The organism is Blautia sp. HA8986, assembly GCF_056504635.1.
Genome location: NZ_JBWLUQ010000003.1, coordinates 278,709 through 305,045 on the forward strand (window position 1 = coordinate 278,709; position 26,337 = coordinate 305,045).

The window sequence follows — 26,337 nt, forward strand, 5'->3', positions numbered from 1 at the left end:
TAAAACAGGTGGCAGATTTGGCTTTACATCATGGGTTGGTATCAAGTATAATACATTGAACGCAGACTAAATATCACAATAAAATTACGATAAAGGAATATAACAGATGAGTATTTTAAACGTTGAACATCTCACTCACGGATTTGGAGACAGAGCGATTTTTGAGGACGTATCTTTCCGGCTCCTGAAGGGAGAACATATCGGACTTGTCGGTGCCAACGGTGAAGGAAAGTCCACATTTATGAGTATTGTAACCGGAAAACTGATGCCGGATGAAGGTAAGGTAGAATGGGCAAAAAATGTCCACGCAGGCTATCTGGATCAGCATGCAGTCCTGGAAAAAGGTATGACCATCGGGCAGGTGCTGAAATTTGCCTTTGATCCTCTTCTGAAAAAAGAAGAGCGCATGAACGAGATCTGCGACAAACTGGGAACAGCAGATCCTGATGAGATGGATTCTCTGATGGAAGAGCTTGGAACTATCCAGGATGAACTGACGCTTCATGATTTTTATGCCATTGATGCGAAAGTGGAGGAGGTTGCCAGAGCACTGGGACTTCTTGACCTGGGCCTGGACCGTGATGTTACGGACTTAAGTGGTGGCCAGAGAACCAAGGTACTTCTTGCGAAGCTTCTTCTGGAGAAACCGGATATTCTTCTTCTGGACGAGCCCACCAACTATCTGGATGAAGAACATATTGCATGGCTGAAAAGATATCTCCTGGATTATGAGAATGCTTTTATCCTGATCTCCCATGATATTCCGTTTCTGAATTCAGTAGTCAATATTATCTACCACATGGAGAACCAGGAACTGAACCGATATGTAGGAGATTACGACCACTTCCAGGAAGTTTACGCAGTAAAAAAAGCTCAGCTGGAGGCTGCCTATCGTAAACAGCAGCAGGAAATCAGTGAGCTGAAAGATTTTGTAGCCAGAAACAAGGCACGTGTTTCCACAAGAAACATGGCCATGTCACGTCAGAAGAAACTGGATAAGATGGATGTGATCGAGCTGGCAGCAGAGAAGCCGAAGCCGGAGTTTAATTTCCGTTACGGACGCACACCGGGAAAAATGCTTTTTGAGACACATGACCTTGTGATCGGATATGATGAACCACTCTCCAAACCGCTGAATTTTACAATGGAACGCGGCCAGAAGATTGCTCTGGTAGGAACTAACGGTATTGGTAAGACTACACTTCTTCGAAGTCTTCTCGGACTGATCAAGCCGATTTCCGGAAATGTGGAACAGGGTGAGAATCTTGAGATTGGATATTTTGAGCAGGAAGTTAAGGGTGAGAATCGAACTACCTGTATCGAAGAACTCTGGCAGGAATTTCCGTCATTTTCCCAGTATGAAGTACGTTCCGCGCTGGCAAAATGCGGCCTGACAACCAAGCATATTGAGAGCCAGGTACGGGTTTTAAGCGGTGGTGAGCAGGCAAAGGTGCGTCTCTGCAAGCTGGTGAACCGTGACACCAACATTCTTCTTCTGGATGAGCCTACCAATCATCTGGATGTAGATGCGAAAGACGAGCTGAAAAAAGCTCTCCGGGAGTATCGTGGAAGTATTCTTCTTATCTGCCACGAGCCGGAATTTTATCAGGATGTGGTAAATGAAGTCTGGGATATGAGCAAGTGGACAACCAAGATATTCTGATAATGGATATAGATATATGGCAGAAAAGACAGATATAATTCGAAAAGTACAATAAATGAGACATAAAAGATGACAGCATAAGGGCAGCAGAGTCTGCCGGACAGAAATACAGAGGATGAATAAATGGAAGAAACACAACTGAAAAAATTCGGCATTGTGATGGAAGGCGGCGGGATGCGCGGTCTTTATACAGCCGGAGTGATCGATGTGCTGATGGAGAATGATATTTACGCAGACAGTGCAGTAGGCGTATCGGCAGGAGCTGTTTTTGGCTGCAATTACAAGTCAGAACAGATCGGAAGAGTTCGCCGTTACAATAAAAAATACTGTAAGGACAAGCGGCTTGCAAGTATACGCAACTGGATCACAACAGGTGATATCTACAGCAAGGAGTTCGGATACAACGAGCTTCCTTGGAAACTGGATATTTTTGACAGGGGAACTTATAAGGAGAATCCTATGAAATTTACGGTGGTATGTACGGATATCAACACAGGAAAACCGGTATATCACCAGTGTCCCAACGGAGATGTGGAGGATATTGAGTGGATGCGTGCCTCAGCGTCTATTCCTGTTGTTTCCCGCCCTGTAAAACTTGGGGGAAAGCAGCTGCTGGATGGAGGTGTGTCTGATCCGATCCCTGTTGAATGGATGCTGAAACAGGGCTATGAGAAGAACATAGTGGTACTTACAAGAGACATCAATTACCGGAAAACAGCCAACCCCAGGATGATGATGTTTCTGAAAGCTGTCTTACATAAATATCCGGCGTTACTAGAAGATCTGGAGAAACGCCATATTCATTATAATGAAACTCTGGAGAAACTAGGCTCTCTGGAAAAAGCAGGCCGTGTCCATATCATCCGCCCAAGCCAGCCTGTCAAAGCAGCCATGATCGAGAGGGATGCAGACAATCTGGAGCGGATCTACCAGATGGGAAGAAGTGATATGGAGAAAGATCTGGAACAGCTGAGAGCATACCTGCACTGATATGGAACCGAGGCCGGGATAAATTTTTCCGTGTTTCAGGCAGGCGGAATACCAGGCAGTGGAGTAAAGTATCGTCAGATATAGGAAACAGGATTCGACTTATACCCCTTTCTATGTTATGATAGTAGATATCACTATAAGACAGGAAAGGGGTATTTTCATGGGGAAAAAACCTCAGAACATAAAACAAAAGAAACATATCAGTCTGGGTGTGTTGGCCCACGTAGATGCAGGAAAGACGACTTTATCGGAAGGCCTGCTTTTTAAATGCGGACGTATCCGCAGGATCGGGCGTGTGGATCACAAAGACGCTTATCTGGATACCTATGAGCTGGAGCGGGAACGAGGAATTACGATTTTTTCCAAGCAGGCAGTTTTTTCCATGGGAGATATGGAAGTGACTCTGCTGGATACACCGGGACATGTGGATTTTTCCGCAGAGATGGAGCGTACGCTGCAGGTGCTGGATTATGCGATCCTGGTGATCAACGGAGCGGACGGCGTGCAGGGACATACGCAGACTCTGTGGAGACTGCTGACACAGTATAAGATCCCCACATTTCTCTTTGTAAACAAGATGGACCAGGAAGGAACAGACAGGGAGGCACTTCTTGAAGAATTAAAGAAGAAATTAAGCGGAAACTGTGTGGATTTCAGTGGAGAACTGGAATGCTCCGGTGCAGAAGAAGCCGGGAAAAAAGAAGCGCCGGTTGATAACTCCGGGGAATCTCCGGTAGCTGAAGGAACGCAGCTGAAGGATGATGCCAGTGGGGCAGAAAAAGCTCATATGTCCGAAGAGAAGAACGATTCTGACGAGATCAACGGAACCGATGATTTTCTGGAGAATATCGCCATGTGTGATGAAGAACTGCTGGAAACATTTCTGGAAACCGGTACTATCCGGAAGAAAGACGCAGCGAAGCTGATCCTGGAGAGAAAGCTTTTTCCATGCTTCTTCGGTTCTGCCCTGAAAATGGAGGGTGTGGATGCATTTATCCACGGAATGGAAAGCTATATGGAAACACCGGTTTATCCGGATAAATTCGGAGCAAAGGTTTTCAAGATCGCAAGAGACGATCAGGGCAACCGTCTTACTTATATGAAGATTACAGGTGGAAGTCTGAAAGTAAAGGAAACGCTTACCAATGCCGGAGGTAAAGGAATTTCGGAAGATGAGAGGTGGGAGGAAAAGATTGATCAGATCAGGATATATTCCGGTGCAAAGTTTGATATGATAAAAGAAGCAGAGGCAGGAACAGTCTGTGCTGTTACCGGACTTACCCGGACTTATCCGGGCGAGGGACTTGGGGCAGAAGCGGAATCCAGCATGCCGGTTCTGGAACCTGTTCTGAATTATCAGATCATCCTTCCGGAAGGATGTGATGCCCACAAGATGCTGAAAAGCCTGAAAGAACTGGAGGAGGAAGAACCGCAGCTTCATATCATGTGGGATAAACAGCTGGGAGAGATCCACGCCATGCTCATGGGCGAAGTTCAGATCGAGATCCTGAAGCATCTGATCTGGGATCGTTTTCATGTGGCTGTGGAGTTTGGAACAGGAAATATTGTATATAAAGAAACCATTGCTGCACCGGTGGAAGGAGTGGGACATTTTGAGCCGCTGCGGCATTATGCAGAGGTACATCTTCTTCTGGAACCAGGAGAACGGGGAAGCGGACTTCAGTTTTTTACAGCTGCAAGTGAAGATCAGCTTGACCGCAACTGGCAGCGTCTGATCCTGACCCATCTGGAAGAAAAGGAACATCTTGGAGTTCTCACCGGTTCTCCGATCACAGATATGCAGATCACGCTTCTTACAGGCCGTGCTCATCAGAAGCATACAGAAGGCGGAGATTTCCGTCAGGCTACTTACCGTGCAGTCCGACAGGGACTTAAAAAAGCGCAGACTGTACTGCTGGAGCCATACTACAGCTTCCGGCTGGAGCTTCCGGCAGAGAATGTGGGAAAAGCCATGACAGATATCCAGCGTATGCAGGGAAGCTTCCAGGGACCGGAGACAGAGGGTGAGATGGCGGTGATTACAGGAAGTGCGTCTGTGGCAAAAATGCGCGACTATCAGAGTCAGGTAATCTCCTACACAAGAGGCCGCGGACACCTTACCTGCACTTTAAAAGGCTATGAACCATGCCAGGATCAGGAAACTATCGCAGAAGAGATCGGCTATGATTCCGAGAGGGATCTGGATAATCCTACAGGTTCCGTATTCTGTGCTCATGGAGCTGGTTTTGTGGTTCCATGGTATGAGGTGGAGGAGTATATGCACCTGGAAGGCACAGAGATCCAGGAATGGGATGATGTATATGATGATTCAGAAGAGGGAGTCGGAAATGGTGCAAGAAGTGCATCAGTAGGACAAGGCAGAGGTTCTGACAGTACGATTTCTGGGATTGGAAATAAATCCCGTGGAAAATACACTTCCATGTACGGCAGCTATGAGGAAGAAAAAGAGCTGAAAGCGATATTTGAGAAAACTTTCGGCCCTGTGAAATCGAAGAAATATAATAATAACAGCCGAAGCTTCGGAAATCTGGAAAGCAGCAGCTTTTCTGATTACGCAGGCAGCAGTGCAGGATCCCCTGCAGGTTCATCAGGTATCGGACTTCCGGAAAAGTCCGGCCACGGTGCCTGGAAAAACAGCAGTCCGGCGATCCACAGAGACGACTATCTGCTGGTAGACGGATGCAATATTATTTTTGCATGGGAGGACTTAAGAGACCTTGCACAGGCAGACTTTCATGCGGCACAGTCCAAGTTAATGGATATATTAAGCGATTACCAGGGAATCAAGGGCTGTATTTTAATTCTGGTATTTGATGCCTACCGTGTGGAAGGGCATCCGGAGGAAACGTTCCGGTATCACAACATTCACGTTGTCTACACAAAAGAAGCAGAGACAGCGGACCAGTATATTGAGCGCACTGTCCATAAAATTGGACGGAAACATAATGTAACAGTAGCAACCTCTGACGGCCTGGAACAGATCATCATCATGGGCCAGGGCGCAGCCAGGATCTCGGCCCGGGGATTTAAAGAAGAGATCGAGTCTGCGAAAAAGCAGCTTCGTGAAGACTGGAGCGAGCGCAGGGATAACACAAAGAACTATCTGTTTGACAACATGACACCGGAACTGAGATCTCATATGGAGGATATCCGGCTGGGAAGAAAGAAAAAAGAAGAAATATAATATTTATCGTTCACAGACTGCACATCTTCGAGAAAGGTGTGCAGTTTTTATATTTTCGGAAAAATCTATCAAAGACGCTGTAAAAACTGCACAAAACACATATGCACACTATTATGAGCATATTTCACAAAAATAAAAAAACTTTTTGAATTCTTTTGCAAATAAATGGGAAAAGTAGTAAAATAAGGATAGAATCCTCAGTGAGAAACTCCTTGTCCGGATCTTATGCCTGACAGGGAGTTTTCATTAGAGCACAATAGACGCCACGGAAATAAAAGCAAAAAATATGAAAGGATGTGGAAAAATGTTTGAAACAGGCGAATATGTTGTGTATGGCCGTACCGGAATCTGCAAGGTGACAGGAGTTACCACAATGAAGATGGACGGTGCCTCCGGTGAGAGACTTTATTATGTGTTAAGGCCGGGAGGGGAGACAGAAGGGAAGATCTTTACACCGGTGGAAGGCGGCAAGCAGGTGCTTCGTGGAATTATCACGAAGGAAGAGGCAGAGAAGCTGATCAATGAGATCCCTTTGATAGAAACACTGAGTATTGAGAACGAGAAATTCCGGGAAGACAGCTACAAGAAATGTATCCGAACCTGTGAATGCAGAGATCTTCTCCGGATCATCAAGACGATCTATATTCGTAAACAGACCAGATTATCCCATGGCAAAAAAACAACCGCTACAGATGAACGGTATCTGAAAATGGCAGAGGATCACCTCTATTCTGAATTTTCCATGTTACTGGATATTCCCAAAGATCATATGGCAGACTATATTAAACAGCGTATAAAACAACAGAGAGAAGAAACAGAACAAGCCTGCGCTGTTTGACAAAGCAGAGTGTATCTGCTAAGGTATCTCTGGTAAATAAATAGTACTCCGGCACCGGGATATATCTGTGTGGATATCAGAGAAGGTGACGGAATAAAGTACAGAAAAGGAGATGCCGCAGATTATGAGAGAACAGCTTACCCGCAAGGATGTTGAAAAAATAGAGCAGGAGATCGAACACCGCAAGCTGGTCGTACGAAAGGAAGCCATTGAGGCTGTCAAGGAAGCACGTGCCCAGGGAGACTTAAGTGAGAACTTCGAATATTATGCAGCCAAGAAACATAAGAATCAGAACGAGAGCCGTATCCGTTATCTGGAAAGAATGCTGAAAACAGCGAGCATTGTATCCGACAATTCCAGGGCTGATGAAGTAGGAATGGATGATATCGTAGAGGTACTTTTTGAGGAGGACAATGAGGTAGAAAAGTATAAGCTTGTCACTTCCATCCGGGGAAATTCCATGGAGAACCGCATCAGTATTGAATCCCCTATCGGCAAAGCTTTAAGAGGACACAGAGTTGGCGACCGTGTTGAGGTAAAGGTCAACGATGATTACAGCTATTATCTTGTGATCAGATCGATTGATAAGACAGGATCCGAGGATGAGGAAATCCGTGGATTCTGATACATGTGATTTGTGGGATATATGATCAGAAATGAAAATAACGAAAAATATAATAAGACAGTTGATCTTTATAAGGGTAATATCTCCCGGACAGGATCAACTGTTTTATTTTTTTACACAGATTTTACATTCAGGTGGGGAAAACTTTACAAAGGACAGTTATCATGAAAAACGTCGAAATGAGAAATAGGAAATCAAACATATCAAAAAAGAGAAAGTGAAGGAGAGAATCATGGACTTTTTCAGCGTACTGGCATTGCTTGGAGGCCTTGCCATTTTCCTTTATGGAATGAACTTAATGGGAGACGGGCTTGCGAAAGTAGCAGGAGGAAAACTTGAGCGTATTCTTGAAACCCTTACATCCAGTCCGATCAGAGCCGTTCTTCTGGGAATGGGCGTAACTGCAGTGATCCAGTCATCATCTGCAACAACAGTTATGGTAGTTGGTTTTGTAAATTCAGGACTCATGAAACTTTCCCAGGTAGTGGGAATCATTATGGGAGCGAACATCGGAACAACAGTTACCTCCTGGATCTTAAGCCTTACCGGAATCCAGAGCGATAACTTTATCATCCGTCTTTTTAAACCGACATCATTTTCACCGGTGCTGGCTCTGATCGGTGTGGTTCTGATCATGTTTACAAAGAGCCAGAAGAAGAAAGACGTAGGAACGATTTTTGTAGGATTTGCAATCCTGATGTATGGAATGAGCGCCATGAGCGGAGCAGTAGAGCCGCTGGCAGATGTACCGGAATTCACAGGAATGCTTGTGAAATTTTCCAACCCGCTGCTTGGTGTTGTTGCCGGTGCAGTGCTTACAGCGATCATTCAGTCATCATCCGCATCCGTCGGTATCCTGCAGGCACTTTGTCTTACAGGAATGGTACCGTTCAGTGCAGCACTCCCTATTATTATGGGACAGAATATCGGTACCTGTATCACGGCGATTCTTTCAGCCATCGGAGCTAACACAAATGCGAAGCGTGCGGCAATGATTCATCTGTATTTTAACCTGATTGGAACGATTCTTTTTATGGCAGTGTTCTATACCGTCAATGCAGCTGTACATTTCTCGTTCATGTCACAGGCTGCAACACCGGCAGGAATCGCAATTCTGCACAGTGCATTCAATGTAAGTGCAACACTGGTACTGCTTCCGTTTGGAAAAGCACTGGAGAAACTTGCCTGTCTTACGATCAGAGACAAAAAGGAGGAGGAAGCAGCAGATCCGGATTTCATGATCCTGGAAAGCCGTTTTCTGGAGAAGCCGGCTTTTGCTGTTGAGCAGAGCAGAAATGCAGCAAAAAAAATGGCAGAGGATTCCCATAAAACATTATTTACAGCTCTTGACCTTCTGAAGCATTTCAGTGCAGAAGGAAAGAAGGAGGTAGAGGAATCAGAGAAAAAAGTAGACCGCTACGAGGATGAACTTGGAACTTATCTTGTAAAGCTGAACCAGAAGGATCTGTCAGTTCATGACAGCCACAGTATTTCCATCATGCTCCACTGTATCGGAGATTTCGAGAGAATTTCCGATCACGGCGTGAATATTATGGAATCCGCCCAGGAGCTTCATGAGAAAGGCCTTAAATTCTCAGAAAAAGCCCTCGAGGAGCTTCGTGTCATGGAACATGCTGTAGAGGATATCGTGGACATTGCATATAAGGTCTATGAGAATCAGGATGTACAGCTTGCACGTGAGATTGAACCGCTGGAAGAGGTGATCGATGAGCTGAGCAAAGAACTGAAATACAGACATGTTCAGAGACTTCGTGCCGGAGAGTGTACCATTGAGATGGGATTCATCCTTTCAGATGTGACTACCAGCCTGGAGAGGGTGGCTGACCATTGTTCCAACATTGGTGTCTGTGTAACTCAGGTACATGCAGATCTGTTTGATACACATCAGCATCTGAAACAGATCAAGCACAGTACAGATGCAAGCTTCTACCATGAACTGGAAGCAATCCGCGGACAGTACCAGCTGCCTCCGTTAACTGTTGAGGCAGAGACTGTGCAGGCTTAAAAAATAAATAAGTAAAAATGAGCATATGCCCTGGTTATCCGCGATGACGCAGATACCAGGGCTTGTGCAGTAAAAAGAAAATCGTTATACTGAAAACAAAAATTCAACAAATATCGGGCAGATGAGTATCTTCTGCTCCGGAAAATGAAAACGAACAGAGAGGTGTTGGTAAATGATCTACTGTGTGGAAGATGAGCGCAATATCAGAGAGCTTCTTGTTTATACACTGGAGACAACCGGGTTTGAGGCAGAAGGATTTGAGACCGGGGCAGAACTTGATGCGGCTATGAGAAAGAGCCTGCCGGAGCTGATTCTTTTGGATATCATGCTCCCGGGCGAGGATGGATATAATATTTTGAAACGATTGAAAAGTGATACCAGGACAAGGGATATCCCGGTGATCATGGTAACAGCGAAGGAAGCGGAATTTGACAAGGTAAAAGGTCTGGAGGGCGGAGCTGACGATTATATTACAAAACCATTTGGAATGATGGAATTCGTGGCCAGAGTTAAGGCTGTTTTGCGCCGCTGTGCAAGACAGAGCGAGGAAAGAGAGCTTCACTGCAAGGGGCTGCGTGTAAATGTGTCCCGCCACGAGGTCAGCTACCAGGGGGAGGAGAAGGAACTCACCAGAAAAGAATTTGAACTTCTTGAGTATCTTCTGGAAAACAAAGGTCTTGTCATGTCAAGAAATCAGATCCTCTGCCATGTATGGGGATATGATTTTGACGGGGAAACAAGGACTGTAGATGTCCACGTACGTACCCTTCGCCAGAAGCTGGGTGAAGCGGGAAACCTTATTGAAACTGTGCGCGGAGTCGGCTACAGGATAGGAGATCATCTATGAAAAAAAAGATCCTGAATCATACAAGTGTAATGATCGTTCTGGCTGTCCTTGTAACATTTCTGGCTGCAAGCGTGGTGACATACAGTAAATTCAACACTTATATGCAGCGTGGAGTGAGAGAGGAAACCAGGTATATCTGTTTTGGGATGGAAGAGTACGGAGAAGCTTTTCTTACGAAAAAACTGGGAACAGTATCTACAAGCCGTGTGACGCTCATAGGAAAAGACGGAACTGTTCTCTTTGATTCTGAAGCGTCACCGGAGAAACTGGAGAATCACAGTAATCGTCCGGAATTTATCCAGGCAGAAAAAGAAGGACAAAGTGAAAGTATCCGCTACTCGGAGACTTTTGCAAAAAAGACTTTTTATTATGCGGTAAAACTGAATGACGGAAACGTGCTTCGTGTAGGAAAAACCATAGATTCCGTATATTCCACCTGGATATCAAGCCTGCTTGTTCTGGGGATTTTGATGCTTCTTGTACTGGTCCTGGAGTTTATTTTTGCACAGAGGCAGACAAAGGATCTTATCAGGCCGATCAATGATCTGGATCTGGAACATCCGCTGAACAATGTGTGTTATGAAGAACTGAGGCCGCTTCTTGTGCGGGTGGATGAACAGAACCGCCAGATCAGGCAGCAGGTAAAAGAACTGAAAGAGGCAGAACAGATCCGGAAGGAATTTTCTGCAAATGTTTCCCATGAGCTGAAAACACCGTTGATGTCTATTTCCGGCTATGCAGAACTTATGATGAATGGAATGGTTCCTTCAGATCATGTACAGGAATTTTCAGGAAGAATCTATCATGAGGCAGTGCGGTTATCCAATCTTGTGGCAGATATCATTCAGCTTTCCAGACTGGATGAGAGCAACAGCGAGGTTCCTTTTGAAGAAGTGGATCTTTACGAACTGGCAGAGGATGTGGAAAGCAATCTGAAGCATCCGGCAGAAAAGAAAAATATCTCCCTGAAGCTGGCCGGAAATTCTGAGAAGATCCAGGGCGTGCGACACGTTCTTTATGAGATGTTTTTCAATATTGCAGATAATGCAGTGCGCTACACAGAAAATGACGGACATGTTCGCATTATGGTAGGAAACCGTAAAGGACATCCGTTCTACTGTGTTGTGGATGACGGGATCGGAATCCCGAAGAGTGAACAGGGCAGGATCTTTGAGCGTTTTTACAGAGTAGATAAGAGCCATTCCAGACAGACTGGCGGAACAGGACTTGGTCTGTCCATAGTAAAACATGGTGCGACGCTTCATCATGCGCAGATCCATGTGGAAAGCGAGCAGGGACAGGGAACGAGAATGGAGATTGTTTTTCCGGAGAAAATGGGAAAATAACTGATAGGATTCCGTGATGAATTGTAGTATAATAAAGTATAAGGTTCGTAAAGCCGGTTGGATGAGGATCTGACCGGCTTTATGAATGCAGATCGGGAGATACCCGGAGAATAACAGGAGGAATAAGATTATGAAAGAGCCGGTTCTGGTAGTAATGGCAGCAGGAATGGGAAGCCGATACGGTGGTCTCAAGCAGATCGACCCGGTAGATCAGGAAGGCCATATTATCATGGATTTTTCCATTTATGACGCTGTACGCGCAGGCTTTAAGAAAGTTATCTTTATTATAAAGAAAGAAAATGAGCAGGATTTCCGTGATGCCATTGGTGACCGTTTAAGCGATAAGGTGGAGCTCGTTTATGTGCATCAGGATCTGAATAACATTCCGGAGGGATTCAAAGTTCCGGAAGGACGTGTGAAGCCATGGGGAACAGGACATGCAGTATTAAGCTGCCTGAATGAGATAGGCGGACCGTTTGTTGTAATTAATGCAGATGATTATTACGGAACTCACGCATTTAAAATGGCGTATGATTTCCTGATCCATGCTGAGGAAGAAAGTGTTCCGGCTCAGTATATGATGGTCGGATACCGTCTGGAGAACACGCTGACAGATAATGGCTATGTATCCCGCGGTGTCTGCGAGACAGACGAGAACGGATATCTTGCAGATATCAATGAGAGAACTCACATTGAAAAACGTGACGGCGGAGCAGCTTACACAGAGGACGATGGAAAAACATGGACAGCACTTCCTGTTGACGCACCGGTATCCATGAATATGTGGGGCTTCACCGGCGGATTCATGAAAGAGCTGGAAGCGCGATTTCCTGTATTCCTTGAGAAAAACATTCCGGTCAATCCGCTGAAGTGCGAGTACTTCCTTCCGTTTGTAGTAGATGAACTTCTTAAAGAAAAGAAAGCTACAGTAAAAGTGCTTACCACACAGGATAAATGGTACGGCGTAACTTATAAAGAGGATAAGCCGGTAGTTGTGGCTGCGATTCAGAGCCTGAAGGATCAGGGCCTTTATCCTCAGGGACTGTGGGACTAAGTGATTTTCACAGATCTGAGAGGAAGTCATGTACGAAACCTGGTTTTCTGCTATTGTGGAAAACAGGCAGCAGTGTTAAAATAAACACGAACTCTATAAACCTAATCTGAGGAGGAGAAAAACTATGGCAATTTTAGTAACAGGTGGAGCAGGATACATTGGAAGTCATACAGTTGTAGAGCTGCAGAACGCAGGATATGATGTTGTAGTAGTTGACAATTTGGCTAATTCCAGTGAGAAGGCTCTTGACAGAGTATCCAAGATCACAGGTAAGCCGGTGAAATTTTATAAGGCAGACATTCTGGATCGTGAAGCAATGAATAAGGTTTTTGACAGCGAGAAGATCGATTCCTGTATTCATTTTGCAGGACTGAAAGCAGTAGGTGAATCTGTTGCCAAGCCATGGGAGTACTACGAGAACAATATCGCAGGAACCCTGACACTTGTGGACGTGATGAGAAAACATAATGTAAAGAATATTATTTTCTCTTCCTCAGCAACTGTATACGGCGATCCGGCTATGATCCCGATCACAGAGGAGTGCCCGAAGGGACAGTGCACTAATCCATACGGCTGGACAAAATCCATGCTGGAGCAGATCCTGACAGATATCCAGAAAGCAGATCCGGAATGGAACGTAGTACTTCTTCGTTACTTCAATCCGATTGGTGCTCATAAGAGCGGAACGATCGGTGAGAACCCGAACGGAATCCCGAACAACCTGATGCCGTATATCACACAGGTTGCAGTAGGAAAGCTGAAAGAGCTTGGCGTGTTCGGAAATGACTACGACACACCGGACGGAACAGGTGTCCGTGACTACATCCACGTAGTAGACCTTGCCAAAGGACATGTAAAAGCTCTCAGGAAACTTGAGGATAACTCCGGCTTAAGCATCTACAACCTGGGAACAGGTAAAGGCTACAGTGTTCTTGACATCGTTAAGAACTTCGAGGCAGCTACAGGTGTTAAGATCCCATACGTGATCAAACCACGCCGCCCAGGTGACATCGCAACCTGCTACTCCGATGCAACTAAGGCAGAGAAAGAACTCGGCTGGAAAGCAGAGAACGGAATTCGCGAAATGTGTGCAGATTCCTGGAAATGGCAGAGCCAGAACCCGAATGGATATGAGGAATAATTAATTACATAGAGAGATGAAAAAAAGCAGGCAGCTCTGAGGAGGTGCCTGCTTTTTGTAACCAGAATTCTGACTGTTAATAATATAATTTTTCCATATATTTCTGCTTTTGTTTCATGCTGCTGTGGACATAGATATCCATGGTGATCTTAACGGAAGAATGTCCCAGGATTTCAGACAAAGTTTTGCTGTCAAATCCCATCTCTGTGCACCTTGTTGCAAAAGCATGCCTCAGAGAATGGATATTGATATTGGGAATCTCGCATTGTTCCAGAAGACGTTGAAATTTTCGCTGTATACTTCTTGGCTCCATGCATTTTGTACTGGAACCTGTAAGCAAATATGCATCTGGCATGGACGCGATCGGCTCCAGTTTGGCCAATAAAAAATCAGGGATTGGAATATCCCTGAGAGATGAGGTGGATTTAGGAGAACCTATCATTAAAATTGTTTTCGGGGTTTCATCAGACTCACCTGTGTAGTCAAGGTTTTTTACTCGTGAGATCGTGCGCCTTATATGAAGAATTTTTTTATTGAAATCAATATCTGACCATCGGATTCCGCTGAGTTCGCCAACGCGGATTCCTGTATAGATACATAACAGAATGCCCATGGAAAATGCGGATGTATCTGTTGAGAGAACAGAAATCAGTTTTGCCAGATTTTCCTGAGAAATAAGATTAAAAGATCTGTCTGCTATTTTGGGATATCGAAATTCAAGCTGTGACATACTAAGATATCCCAGTTTTTCGCCATATCGAAGAATACTGTGGAACAGGATCAGGAGATTTTTGATCGTACGTGGAGAAAGTCCTTCCTGTTTCATTTTTTCAGAAAAAGCATATATGGAACCAGATGAAATATACTTTACCGGAACATTTCCAAATTCAGGAATAATATGCGTTTCTATCAGAGTTTCGTAGCAGGCATATGTGCTGACTTTTACTGTGTAACGGATGGAAAGCAGCCATTCCTGGCTGAGAGTGTGGAATATATATCGATTTCCGGATAACTTTTGAGGATTATTTTGGCATAAAACAGCAATTTTTTTCTTTTTGACAGCATCATATGTATGTCCATACAGATATCCATATTGAATACGTCCGTTTTTATCACGGCATTTCTCGTATCGTGCCTCCCATCTTCCGTCTTTTCTTTTTCTGATATTTTCCCCTTTTCTCGGCATAATCGTAGTCTCCTTTTCGCACTATTATAGCAAAAGTCTGACCACTTTTGTGACCACGAATAGTTGAAAAACATAGAATATTTACTCAAAATTTGCAGAACACTTGCCAGATATGCAGTACAGGTGTTAGAATAGCATCATCAAGTAATAAGGAGAAAAAACGAAATGTACGATTATCTTATCGTAGGTGCCGGTTTGTACGGCGCTGTCTTTGCTCATGAGGCGAAGAAGGCGGGCAAGTCTGTTCTTGTAATCGATAAACGCCCGAACATTGCTGGAAATGTATATACAGAGAAGGTTGAAGGAATCAACGTTCATAAGTATGGTGCACATATTTTCCACACAAATAATAAGAAAGTATGGAGTTATATTACACAGTTTGCTGAGTTCAACCGTTTTACAAACAGCCCGGTTGCCAATTATCATGGGGAGCTGTACAGCCTTCCGTTCAATATGTACACATTTAATAAGATGTGGGGTGTTGTAACACCGGAGGAGGCTGCTGCGAAGATCGAGGAGCAGCGTAAGGATGCTGGTATCACAGAGCCGAAGAACCTTGAAGAGCAGGCTATCAGCCTTGTTGGTACAGATATCTATGAGAAACTGATCAAGGGATATACAGAGAAGCAGTGGGGACGTCCGTGCACAGAGCTTCCTTCCTTTATTATCAAGAGACTTCCGGTTCGTTTGACTTTTGATAACAATTATTTCAATGCACTTTATCAGGGAATCCCGGTTGGCGGTTATACGAAGATGGTTGCCAATCTTCTGGATGGCATCGAGGTACGCCTTAATGAGGATTATCTTGCGAAGAAGGCTGAGTATGATGTAATGGCAGATAAAGTTATCTATACAGGTGCCATTGATGCATACTTTGATTATAAGCTTGGTACACTGGAGTATCGTTCTGTACGTTTTGAGAATGAGACTCTTGATAAACCGAATTTCCAGGGTAATGCAGCTGTGAATTACACAGATGTGGAGACACCGTGGACACGTATCATCGAGCACAAGTGGTTTGAGTTTGGTAAAGATGAGGACGGCAATGATCTGCCGAAAACTGTGATCAGCCGTGAGTACAGCTCAGAGTGGAAGCCTGGTGATGAGCCGTATTACCCGGTTAATGATGAGAAGAATGGACAGCTTTATGCACAGTACAGGGAACTTGCTGAGAAAGAGAATAAAGTGATCTTCGGCGGCCGTCTTGGCGAGTATAAGTATTACGACATGGATGCAGTTATCGCATCAGCACTGGATATGTGCGAGAAAGAACTTGCTTAATTATTAACAGATCCAAAAGACATAACAAATGATAAAATCCTCTTATATTTCAGATCGTGTAAGGAAATATAGGGGGATTTTGTCTATAGGGAGATTTCGCCGGAAACTGGAAGGGGAGAAAGACAGAATGAGGAAAGGAACAAGGATATTGCTGGCCGGACTGCTGATGCTGTCCATGAGTACATCTGTTTACGCGGATAAATCTGTTAAGAGAGAATTGCCGCAGGAGAGCACGGATTATTATATGACTGTGGATTCGGGAGGAATCGGAGTGGATATCTATCCTGAAACCAGTGATAAAAGTGAAAAAATTAATAATAAAACGGTGGAAGATGGAACGGTTTTGCATATTGAAGGTGAGACTGAGAAGAATGGGGAGACCTGGGGATATGCAGAATATAACGGCACACATGGTTATGTGCCGTTGGATGAACTGAGGCCGTCTACAGAAAATGAACTGAAAGCATCCGAAGTGGGAAATGGCACAGATTCTATCTCAGAGAAAGATGCTACGGAAACTTCAGCTGCATCCTCAGACTCCACAATAAAAGAAACCACAGAAGAGGAAGCAGAACCTACAGATTCAAAGCCTGTAAATGGTATAACAGCAAAGTCCTTTAAAGAGGACAGAACCTGGTACGGGAATCCTTTTGTCTGGATCGGAGCTGCGACAGTACTTGCAGTGCTTGGAATTTTAGGGTATCATTTGAGAAAACATTGATAAGATACCAGAAAACAGTTCAGATACATAAGAGAAACAGGAGGCTTATATGTGAAGCGATTACAGCTGATCAGAAAAAAATTACTTCCATTATTTATAAGTGCAGCAGTTGCTGGATGTCAGATTTCAGTGGCAGCTGCAGATTTCAGTGATACGTTGGCTGTCAGTGAAAACGGACAGGAAGATGATGTGCAGTGTCAGGCTGGAAATATAGATGATATATCCGGAGATAGTATATCCGGGAGCAGCTCATCGTCTGAAAATATAAGTGAAACAGGAGATAATACTTCAGAGATTTTCGGGACATCAGAAGATATTTCGGATACAGATGGTTTGGGTGCAGACATTTCAGATACAGACAGTTCAGATACAGAAACACTCTCACAGATTTCCGAAGAAGATAAAGCAGAGGATGAAAGAGAGAATACTGGGGAAACAATAAATACTGAGAACCTGGCAGATTCTCAAAACGAACTGTTCGGTGACGGAAACAGTGAAGCAGATATCACTGACGATGGAATAGATTATATCAAGGGGCGGCCCCTGACAGAGGAGGAAGAGAAGGAGCAGCTGGCTCCTTTTGATACACTGACATCTTATTCTACAGCTGTGGAGATCGGCAATGATACAGATGAGATTCCGATGGGAAGGGCTGTTGCTTATCCTTCTTACTATAATGCAGCAGAGCAGGGATATGTAACTCCAGTTAAAGACCAGGATCCGTATGGAATGTGCTGGGCATTCGGCATGGCGTCTCTTCTGGAAACCTCACTTCTGGCGCAGGGCCTTGGGACATATGATCTGTCTGAGGAACATTTAGCGTACTTTTTTGCAAACAGAAGCAATGACCCTCTGGGAAATACTGCCGGCGATGTAAATCATCATTATGGAACGGATGATTATGGAAATATTGATTATCATGAGGGTGGAAACGATCTTCTTGCATCAATGTTTCTCAGTACATGGTCTGGAATGACTACGGAAGATGAGGTGCCGCTGGCTACTGATGCTACCCATACCCAGAAAACCGGGGTTCTGCCGTCAAGATCAAGCGAGTATCACGCAGCAGCATATCTGAAAAATGCTTGTTTTTCGGATTATTCGGTTTCTGCCATGAAGAAGCTTCTTACAGCCAACCATTCTGTAACTGTTATGTATAATGCCCAGAATAAATACTATAACGCCAGTACAGGTGCTTATTCTTATCCGACGCGAACAAAGAGTGTGAACCATGTGGTAACAGTTGTTGGCTGGGATGATGATTACAAGGCTGCAAATTTCAGGTCTGCATCAAAAGTAACCTCTGACGGTGCATGGATCGTCAAGAACAGTTGGGGAACAGACTGGGGAAAAGATGGTTATTTTTATATGTCTTATGGGGATAAATCTGTCTGCGAGCTGGTAGCAGCAACGGCGACGGATCAGCCGGAATACTCCAATAACTATTTTTATGACGGAACTTCTGGTCTTGGTTCGATCAGCCTGTATTCAGGGGAAAAGCTTGCCAGCGTTTTTAAGGCAACTGCAGGCAAAGGAAAGGCAGAGACTCTGGGCGAGGTAACGCTTGCGTCCATGACTGCAAACAGTTCATTTACTGTGCAGATATATACCAATCTGAAGAAGGCCAGTGACCCTACAAGCGGAACGCCGGCTTATTCGAAACCAGTTTCCTGTAAACAGACAATGGCGGGGATTCAGACATTTAAGGTTCCGGAGGTGCTGATAAGCCAGAACAGTCTGTACTCTGTTGTGGTGACGAATGCGGCAAATAAAACTGCGAAATATTATGTGGAGGCCAGTGTGGATTACGGATGGTGCAGCTTTTCAGCTTCGATCCCGTCTGGACAGAGTTATATTTATCGCAGTTCCGGTAAAAAATGGTCGGATACCAAAAATTTCGGGCCAGCTATCACGCCACGTATCAAGGTTCATACAAAGACTCTGGACAGTGCGGCAAGGATGAGCTTATCATCCTCTTCCCTGTGCCTGTATGTAGGAGAGAAACGGACACTGAAAGCATTTGCCACAAGAAAAGAGATGACTTCCCAGGGAATCACCTGGGTGAGTTCTGATACGAATGTGGCGGCAGTCAGCAAGAGTGGTGTGATCACAGCGAAACATCCGGGAACTGCAATGATATCCTGTTACGGAAATGGTGCGAAAGGAATCAAGGCATCCTGTAAGATCATCGTGAAGCTGAAAAAAACTACAGGGATAAAAGTAGCGGGCAGAGCCTACAACAGGATAAGGATCGCCTGGTCAGCGGTGCCAGGCTGCAACCGCTATGTCATCTACCGTTCTGAAAATGGTGGAAAAGAAACAAAGCTCACTTCAGTAAAATCTGATATAAACAACTGGCTGGATACATCTGCAAAAACAGGAAGAACTTATACATACCGCGTTCGGGCTGCCTATGTATGCAGCGGTAAGACAACCGTATATGGAGCTCTTTCAGACAAAGTATCTGCAAAAGCAGAGCTGGGAAAAGTTACAGCAGTGGCAGAAGCAAGAAGCGGTCCATGCAATGTAGTTTCCTGGAACAGAGTTTCCGGAGCCGGCAGATACAGGATCTATAGAAAAACAGCAAGTGGCAGTTTTCAATGTATAAAGGAGGTAGAGAATACCCGGAATACCTATCATGATTTTGATATTCAGGGAATTACTTCGTACACATATGCAGTCAGGGCGTGTTGTCTTGTTGATGGAAAAAAAGTTTTCAGCAGCTATGTTCCGGGAGAGGAGATTCTTTCCTATCCTTCACAGCAGAAAATATCAAAAATTGTCAGAACTGCCTGCGGGCTCAGGATCTGTTGGAAAAAACAGGCGAAAGCAGACTGCTATCAGATTTACCGAAAGACAAAGAACACCTCCTGGAAAAAGATCGGAACAGTTTCCGGAGGGAAAATTTCCTCTTTTGAGGATAAGACAGCAAAAAAGGGAACAACTTATTATTACGCAGTGCGTGCCGGTGTAAAAATATCCACAGGCAAGGTGCGGTGCGGAAGCTACGCAGCCAAATCTGCGAAGCGATGAGTGCTATATAAAAAGAAAACTCCCGGTTTCATTTCTGATAAAAATTATCAGACAGTGAAGCTGGGAGTTTTTGGTTGAATATGTGTATGTGTATATATCAGGCAGTTACGTAAGAAGATCAGTCGTTGTTGATAACAACACCTTTCTGAAGCATTATATTTGCATAAAGAGCTTTCTCACCTGTGGAGATGATGCAGTAAGCTGTCTTAGCTTCATCATAGAATGCGAAACGCTCGATATTTCCAATTGCTTTTTCGCCACGCTCGTCATGTTTGGACACGATTTCTTTGTATGTATCCCAGATCGGTGTCTCAACATCATCGCCAGGCATTACTTCCATCAGGTTTACCGGATGCTCTACATAAGTATCAAGCGGGAACAGCTTCAGGATCGCATCAAGGATCTCCGGAACACCGTGTCCGTCGCAGCGGATGGTGATAGCGTTCTTTCCCATGGATTCTACAGGAAAGTTGCCGTCTGCGATTACAAGACGGTCACTGTGACCCATCTCGCATAATACTTTCAGTAATTCTGGTGATAAGATTTCTGGAATTCCTTTTAACATAGTTCATATCCTCCTAAGATAAATTGATCATTTACAGCATTGCAGAAATTATTGCATCAGGTCAGGCTTAAGATTCAGCTGCTCAGAGAATAATTTATGCAGTTGCCATATCTGCCGGTCATATCAGACGTTCCTGCCCGGCCACAGGTTTTTATATCTTTTATAGATTAATCTAACGGTATTTTATCTTCTTTTCAAGGCAATATTTTCCTTTAAATGATGAATATTTTATGGTTGACAGAAACGTTTCGGAGAGCTATGATAAACTCAAACAGAAACGTTTCGGTTTATGGACCGACAATAGATATTATTTAGAAAATAAACACAATATTCCAAGGAGGAAAAAGATTATGCCACTGGTTACATCGAAAGAAATGCTGTTAAAAGCACAGAAAGGCGGATACGCAGTAGGAGCATTCAATGCAGAGAATATGGAGATGGTGAAAGCAATCATCCAGGCTGCTGAGGAGCTGAAAGCTCCGGTTATGATCCAGACGACACCATCTACGGTTAAATATGGTACTGTTGAGACCTATGCAGCGATCGTTGCAGCTGAGGCTGCCAAGGCTTCTGTTCCGGTTTGCCTTCATCTTGACCATGGCAGCAGCTTTGAGCTGGCTATGCAGGCAATGCATGCAGGTTACACATCTGTTATGATCGACGGTTCCAAACTGGATTTTGAGGACAATATTAAAGAGACAAAGAGAGTTGCTGATGTAGCTGCTGCCCTGAACATTCCGTGTGAGGCTGAACTTGGTAAAGTCGGCGGTAAGGAAGATGATCTTGAGGCAGAGGCAGACACCAACACAGATCCGCAGGAAGCAAAAGAATTCGTAGAGCGCACAGGTGTTACTTCCCTTGCAGTTGCAATTGGAACAGCACACGGTTTTTATGTAGGAACTCCGGTTCTTGATAAAGAACGTTTAAGCGAGATCCGTGAAGTTGTTGATATCCCACTTGTTCTTCACGGAGCATCCGGTCTCAGTGATGAGGATGTAAGCGACTGTGTAAAACGTGGTATCTGCAAGGTAAACTTTGCAACAGAGCTTCGTGCGGCATATTCCAAGGCGGTTAAGGAGACATTCGCAGAGAATGAGAACACCATCGATCCGAAAGCATACGGAAAAAAAGCAATCCAGGCTGTAAAAGAGCTTGTTGAGGCTCGTATGAAAGTCTGCGGCTGCGACGGAAAGGCAGAATAAGTATTGCGGTAAAATGCAGATAATGAGGTGATAAGTATGGCAGCGACCATGAAAGATATCGCCAGGCGGACGGGACTTGGGCTTGCAACGATTTCTTCCTATTTTAATGGGGGAAACGTAAGAGAAAAAAACAGAGTAAAGATCGAGGAAGCCATCGAGGAGCTGCACTACGAGGTAAATGAGGTGGCCAGAGGACTTAAGACCAATGCCACCAAAACCATCGGCGTGGTGATTCCGGAGCTTAACAATACCTTTTGTGCGGAGATTATCACAGAGATGGAGGATGTCCTGAGAAGTCATGGATATGCGACCATTGTCTGTGACTGCCGTACAGATAAGAAGCTGGAGCGGGACGCAGTGGAATTCTTAAGCCGGAAACGTGTGGATGGCATTATCAACATGCCGGTGGACACAGAAGGCAATCACCTGAAAAAATTTCAGAAAACCGGGAAACCGATCGTGCTCATTGACCGTAAGATCCAGGAGATTTCCTGTGACAGTGTTCTTGTGGACAATGAGAAGGCGGCAGAAGATGCCATGAGAGTTTTTTTTCAGGCAGGACACCGCAAAATCGGGATCATCGGCGGCCCGGAGGAGATATCCACAGCGCAGGAACGTCTCCAGGGCTACAGAAGCGCATATGAAAAAGAGAATCTTCCGGTACAGGAATCTCTGATCTATCACGGCGACTATACCATTCAGGGTGGCGTGAAGGGTCTGGAGAAACTTGTGGCGGACAATCCGGATATGACAGCTGTATTTGTCACCAACTATGAGATGACCATGGGGGCGGTGATCGGTGTCAATGAGCTGGCACTTAAAATTCCGGAGCAGCTTTCCATGATCGGGTTCGATAACCTGCAGTTTGCAAGGGCATGTAATCCCAAGCTGACTATCGTTGCTCAGCCTACACCAAGTATTGCAAGAGAGGTGGCCGGCATTATGCTGAAACGACTGGAAGAGGGAGATGCTGGAAATACGGAGCGGATTGCGGAGAAGCTTGACGCAGAGATTATTATGGGGAAATCTGTGCGTGCTATATAAGGAGAAGGAGAAATCACAATGAAACCATATTTACTTGGTATTGATATTGGTACCAGTGCCTGTAAGGTTGCGATCTTTGAGAAATCCGGAAACGTAGTGGCAGCAGCCAACGGCGACTATCCGGTATATTATCCGAGGGAAGGCTGGGCTGAACAGAATCCGGAGGAATGGTGGAGCGCAGTCTGCAGTGCAGTAAAAAAAGCTATCCGGAAAGCAGGTATTGTACCGGATGAGATCGCAGGCATCGGTATTGACGGACAGAGCTGGTCAGCGATTGCCATGGATAAAGATGGTAATGTTCTGACCAACACACCGATCTGGATGGATACAAGAGCACAGTCCATTTGTGACAGGCTGAATGAGGAGATCGGAGCAGATAAGATTTTTGAAGTATCCGGCAATTCACTGCAGCCGTCTTATACAACAGCGAAGATCCTCTGGTATAAAGAAAATATGCCGGAGGTTTATGAAAAGATAGACAAGATTCTGCAGTCCAACAGCTTTATTGCATATAAGCTGACGGGTGTTATGAGTCAGGATGTTTCACAGGGATACGGTCTGCACTGCTTTGATATGCGAAGAGCTGTATGGGATGAGGATATGTGCAGAAGGCTTGGAATTCCCATGGGATTTCTTCCTGAGATCTGCGACTGCGACCATATAGTAGGAACTGTCACAGAGAAGGCAGCAGAGGAAGCAGGACTTGCAGCAGGAATACCGGTTGTTGCGGGTGGTCTGGATGCAGCATGCGGAACACTGGGGGCTGGAGTTATCCATCCTGGTGAGACACAGGAGCAGGGCGGACAGGCTGGTGGAATGAGCATCTGCATGGATGAGTACAAGGCAGATCCAAGACTGATCCTTGGATATCATGTTGTTCCGGGTCAGTGGCTCCTTCAGGGTGGCACAACCGGTGGCGGTGGTGTGATGCGCTGGTTTGAGCGTGAGTTTGCAGATTATGAGCGCATGATGACAGGCGAGGGAAAAGGTTCTTCCCTGAATCAGCTTAATGAGATTGCAGAAAAAATCGCTCCAGGCAGTGACGGTGTTGTATTCCTTCCATATATGTCCGGTGAGCGTTCACCGATCTGGAATCCAAATGCAAAAGGCGTTTTCTATGGACTGGATTTTGCAAAGACCAAGGGCCATATGGTACGCGCCTGCATGGAAGGTGTGGCACTTTCCCTGAAGCATAATCTTGAGGTTGCAAAAGAAGCAGGGGCAGAAGTTGAAGTACTCCGGGCAATGGGAGGATCAGCCAACTCTCTACTCTGGACACAGATCAAATCCGACATCACCGGCAAACCGATCGTAGTGCCGTCATCCGACACAGCTACAACACTTGGTGCAGCGATTCTGGCAGGCATTGGTGTTGGAATGTATAAAGATTATGATGAGGCTATCAGCCTTACTGTAAAAGAAACAAGAAGACATGAACCGAACCCTGAAAACAGGGTTGTTTATGATAAAACCTATAAAACCTATTTAAATCTCTATAAATCTCTTGAACCTATGATGAGAAATGAGGAGGAAAAGTAATCATGAAAGCAGCAGTAGTAGTAGCAAATGAAGATGTTCAGTATCAGGAAGTGGAAGAACCTAAGGTAACTCCTGGCCATGTTAAGATCAAAGTAAGATATTCCGGAATCTGCGGATCAGATATCCCGCGTGTATTAAACCACGGCGTACATTTTTATCCGATCGTACTTGGACATGAGTTCTCCGGTGATGTTGTGGAAGTCGGAGAAGGTGTTACAAAGGTAAAGGTCGGAGACCGTGTATCCGGTGCACCGCTTCTTCCATGTATGAAATGTGACGACTGCCAGAAAGGTAATTACTCCCTCTGTAAACATTACAGCTTCATCGGTTCCAGAGAGCAGGGAGCGAATGCAGATTATGTAGTAGTTCCGGAGAAAAATGCTGTACCATTTGCAGACAATGTTCCGTATGAGCAGGGCGCAATGTTTGAGCCTGCAACAGTGGCTATCCACGGTGTATTCCAGAATGATTATCACGGTGGCGAGTATGTGGCGATCCTTGGCGGCGGAACAGTTGGTATGTTCACCATGCAGTGGACAAAGATCTTCGGCTCCAAGAAAGTCGTAGTTTTTGATATCAGTAATGAGAGACTTGCTCTTGCAAAACGTCTCGGTGCAGATGAAGTGATCAACACAAAAGAAGAAGGATATATAGAAAAAGCTATGGCCATCACAGGCGGCAAGGGATACGGCTTCGTATTTGAGACAGCCGGACAGGTTCCGACCATGCACATGGCGTTCGAGCTTGCGGCAAACAAAGCACATGTATGCTTCATCGGTACTCCTCATGAGAACCTTACTTTCACACCGAAGCAGTGGGAAAATATGAACCGTAAAGAATTCAAGCTTACCGGTTCCTGGATGTCCTACAGTGCACCGTATCCGGGACGAGAGTGGGATCTGACAGCTCATTATTTTGCAACAGGGCAGCTGAAATTTGACCCGGGCTTCATCTATAAGAAAATTCCGATGAGCCAGGCTCAGGAGGCCTTCCAGCTGTTCAAGACACCGGGCCTTGTAAAAGGAAAGATCCTTCTTTCCAATGAGGAAGACTGATATGATCCTGACAGTAACCTTAAACGCTGCCATTGACAAGCGTTATGTAGTGGATGATTTTAAAGTGGGCGAAGTAAACCGTGTGCGTGAATGTACCTATGTTCCCGGCGGAAAGGGACTGAATGTTTCCAAGCCGGCGTCCATTTACGGTGCTGAAGTGGTTGCCACAGGGTTTGTGGGCGGCCACGCAGGCAACTATATTGAAGATGCCCTGAAACCTTTTGGTATCAGGAGTGCTTTTTACCATGTTGATGCAGAGAGCCGTTCCTGTATCAATATCTGGGATGAAGTGAATCACGTACAGACAGAATTTCTGGAGCCGGGATTTACTCTTACAGAGACAGATTTTGAGGGATTTGAGAAAAAATTCCGCGATCTTGTAAAAGACGCCTCCGTTGTGGCAATGTCCGGAAGCGTACCGAAGGGGCTTGACGGAACTGCATATCAGCGTCTTGTGAAGATTGTTAAAGATGCAGGAAAGCCGGTGATTCTGGATACCAGCGGCAAACTTCTGGAAGAAGGAATCAAAGCTGCTCCGACACTGATCAAGCCGAATATTGATGAGATCCGTATGCTTACAGGCAAGCACTGCAACGATATCAATGATATCATAGAGGCTGCAAAAGCCATCCACGCAGGCGGTGTGGAGATCGTAGCGGTTTCTCTTGGCGCAGACGGTTCCCTGGCAGTTGGTGATGAAGGAATTTTCCGTGCTGTTGTCCCGAAGATCGATGCAGTGAATACTGTAGGATGTGGCGATTCCATGATTGCAGGCTTTGCACTGGGATTAAGCGAAGGACTTTCCCTGGAGGAGACCTTGCGCAGAGCCAGCGCAATCTCAGCAGCTGCAGCCATGCGCGAGGAGACAGGCTTCTTTGTAATGGAAGATATGGAAGCACTTCTTCCGAAGATTGAGATCAAGCGTTTATAAGATCAGCTTATAATAAGAAAATTTTTCATAAAAAGGAGATGTAAA

At 45.1% G+C, this 26,337-nt stretch carries 20 protein-coding genes; 18 read left to right on the plus strand and 2 right to left on the minus strand.

Features of this window, described 5'->3' with window-relative positions:
- The first annotated feature begins 106 nt into the window (after positions 1-106).
- The 10 genes from AC04Q4_RS16065 to galE all read left to right on the plus strand — a co-directional run bounded on the left by AC04Q4_RS16065 (position 107) and on the right by galE (position 13,735).
- Positions 107-1,663 carry an ATP-binding cassette domain-containing protein gene (locus AC04Q4_RS16065; RefSeq protein WP_476389286.1) on the plus strand — a complete coding sequence of 519 codons (1,557 nt, stop codon included), beginning with the start codon at positions 107-109 and terminating at the stop codon, positions 1,661-1,663.
- A 123-nt stretch (positions 1,664-1,786) separates the two neighbouring features.
- The gene (locus tag AC04Q4_RS16070; RefSeq protein WP_226843709.1) at positions 1,787-2,653 is read left to right on the plus strand and encodes a patatin-like phospholipase family protein; all 867 of its coding nucleotides are present in this window, start codon (positions 1,787-1,789) and stop codon (positions 2,651-2,653) included.
- A 160-nt stretch (positions 2,654-2,813) separates the two neighbouring features.
- Entirely contained in the window at positions 2,814-5,858 is a 3,045-nt protein-coding gene (locus AC04Q4_RS16075; protein ID WP_476389287.1) for an NYN domain-containing protein, read from the plus strand.
- 304 nt (positions 5,859-6,162) lie between these two features.
- Positions 6,163-6,696 (plus strand): CarD family transcriptional regulator, encoded by a 534-nt coding sequence (locus tag AC04Q4_RS16080; protein WP_226843711.1) that lies wholly within the window; start codon positions 6,163-6,165, stop codon positions 6,694-6,696.
- A 124-nt stretch (positions 6,697-6,820) separates the two neighbouring features.
- Positions 6,821-7,321 carry a transcription elongation factor GreA gene (gene greA / locus AC04Q4_RS16085; protein WP_173738297.1) on the plus strand — a complete coding sequence of 167 codons (501 nt, stop codon included), beginning with the start codon at positions 6,821-6,823 and terminating at the stop codon, positions 7,319-7,321.
- Between the two features lie 232 nt (positions 7,322-7,553).
- Positions 7,554-9,347, plus strand: coding sequence for a Na/Pi cotransporter family protein (locus AC04Q4_RS16090; RefSeq protein WP_195456280.1), 1,794 nt, complete (start codon positions 7,554-7,556; stop codon positions 9,345-9,347).
- A gap of 172 nt (positions 9,348-9,519) precedes the next feature.
- On the plus strand, positions 9,520-10,194 hold the full coding sequence (locus AC04Q4_RS16095) for a winged helix-turn-helix domain-containing protein (protein ID WP_119238724.1): 675 nt from the start codon (positions 9,520-9,522) through the stop codon (positions 10,192-10,194).
- Complete coding sequence (locus AC04Q4_RS16100) at positions 10,191-11,540, plus strand: ATP-binding protein (protein WP_476389288.1); 1,350 nt, start codon at positions 10,191-10,193, stop codon at positions 11,538-11,540. Before AC04Q4_RS16095 ends, AC04Q4_RS16100 begins: the two co-directional genes overlap by 4 nt.
- Positions 11,541-11,670: 130 nt before the next feature.
- The gene (locus tag AC04Q4_RS16105; protein ID WP_173755924.1) at positions 11,671-12,594 is read left to right on the plus strand and encodes a sugar phosphate nucleotidyltransferase; all 924 of its coding nucleotides are present in this window, start codon (positions 11,671-11,673) and stop codon (positions 12,592-12,594) included.
- Between the two features lie 124 nt (positions 12,595-12,718).
- Positions 12,719-13,735, plus strand: coding sequence for a UDP-glucose 4-epimerase GalE (gene galE, locus AC04Q4_RS16110; protein ID WP_119238727.1), 1,017 nt, complete (start codon positions 12,719-12,721; stop codon positions 13,733-13,735).
- 76 nt (positions 13,736-13,811) lie between these two features.
- Here galE and AC04Q4_RS16115 read toward each other — a convergent pair whose 3' ends face one another.
- Complete coding sequence (locus tag AC04Q4_RS16115; protein ID WP_173738293.1) at positions 13,812-14,921, minus strand: tyrosine-type recombinase/integrase; 1,110 nt, start codon at positions 14,919-14,921, stop codon at positions 13,812-13,814.
- Positions 14,922-15,086: 165 nt separating this feature from the next.
- On the opposite strand from AC04Q4_RS16115, the gene glf reads away from it, so the two are divergent.
- From glf to AC04Q4_RS16130, 3 genes are all read left to right on the plus strand, one after another.
- Complete coding sequence (gene glf / locus AC04Q4_RS16120; RefSeq protein ID WP_173738292.1) at positions 15,087-16,202, plus strand: UDP-galactopyranose mutase; 1,116 nt, start codon at positions 15,087-15,089, stop codon at positions 16,200-16,202.
- A gap of 127 nt (positions 16,203-16,329) precedes the next feature.
- Positions 16,330-16,923: a hypothetical protein gene (locus AC04Q4_RS16125; protein ID WP_173738291.1), complete on the plus strand. Its 594-nt coding sequence runs from the start codon at positions 16,330-16,332 to the stop codon at positions 16,921-16,923.
- A gap of 51 nt (positions 16,924-16,974) precedes the next feature.
- Entirely contained in the window at positions 16,975-19,956 is a 2,982-nt protein-coding gene (locus AC04Q4_RS16130) for a C1 family peptidase (protein ID WP_476389289.1), read from the plus strand.
- 118 nt (positions 19,957-20,074) lie between these two features.
- On the opposite strand, the gene AC04Q4_RS16135 is transcribed toward AC04Q4_RS16130, so the two are convergent.
- Positions 20,075-20,521 carry an RbsD/FucU family protein gene (locus tag AC04Q4_RS16135; RefSeq protein WP_173738289.1) on the minus strand — a complete coding sequence of 149 codons (447 nt, stop codon included), beginning with the start codon at positions 20,519-20,521 and terminating at the stop codon, positions 20,075-20,077.
- Positions 20,522-20,871: 350 nt separating this feature from the next.
- On the opposite strand from AC04Q4_RS16135, the gene AC04Q4_RS16140 reads away from it, so the two are divergent.
- From AC04Q4_RS16140 to pfkB, 5 genes are read left to right on the plus strand one after another with little or no spacing between them, the layout of a single operon-like run.
- Positions 20,872-21,723: a class II fructose-bisphosphate aldolase gene (locus AC04Q4_RS16140; protein WP_119238732.1), complete on the plus strand. Its 852-nt coding sequence runs from the start codon at positions 20,872-20,874 to the stop codon at positions 21,721-21,723.
- Between the two features lie 36 nt (positions 21,724-21,759).
- On the plus strand, positions 21,760-22,767 hold the full coding sequence (locus AC04Q4_RS16145) for a LacI family DNA-binding transcriptional regulator (protein ID WP_173755928.1): 1,008 nt from the start codon (positions 21,760-21,762) through the stop codon (positions 22,765-22,767).
- A gap of 18 nt (positions 22,768-22,785) precedes the next feature.
- On the plus strand, positions 22,786-24,306 hold the full coding sequence (gene xylB / locus AC04Q4_RS16150; protein WP_173755929.1) for a xylulokinase: 1,521 nt from the start codon (positions 22,786-22,788) through the stop codon (positions 24,304-24,306).
- A 2-nt stretch (positions 24,307-24,308) separates the two neighbouring features.
- Positions 24,309-25,361, plus strand: a complete 1,053-nt coding sequence (locus AC04Q4_RS16155; protein ID WP_173755930.1) for a galactitol-1-phosphate 5-dehydrogenase — start codon at positions 24,309-24,311, stop codon at positions 25,359-25,361.
- 1 nt (position 25,362) lies between these two features.
- Positions 25,363-26,292, plus strand: coding sequence for a 1-phosphofructokinase (gene pfkB / locus AC04Q4_RS16160; protein WP_173755931.1), 930 nt, complete (start codon positions 25,363-25,365; stop codon positions 26,290-26,292).
- Positions 26,293-26,337 lie beyond the last annotated feature (45 nt).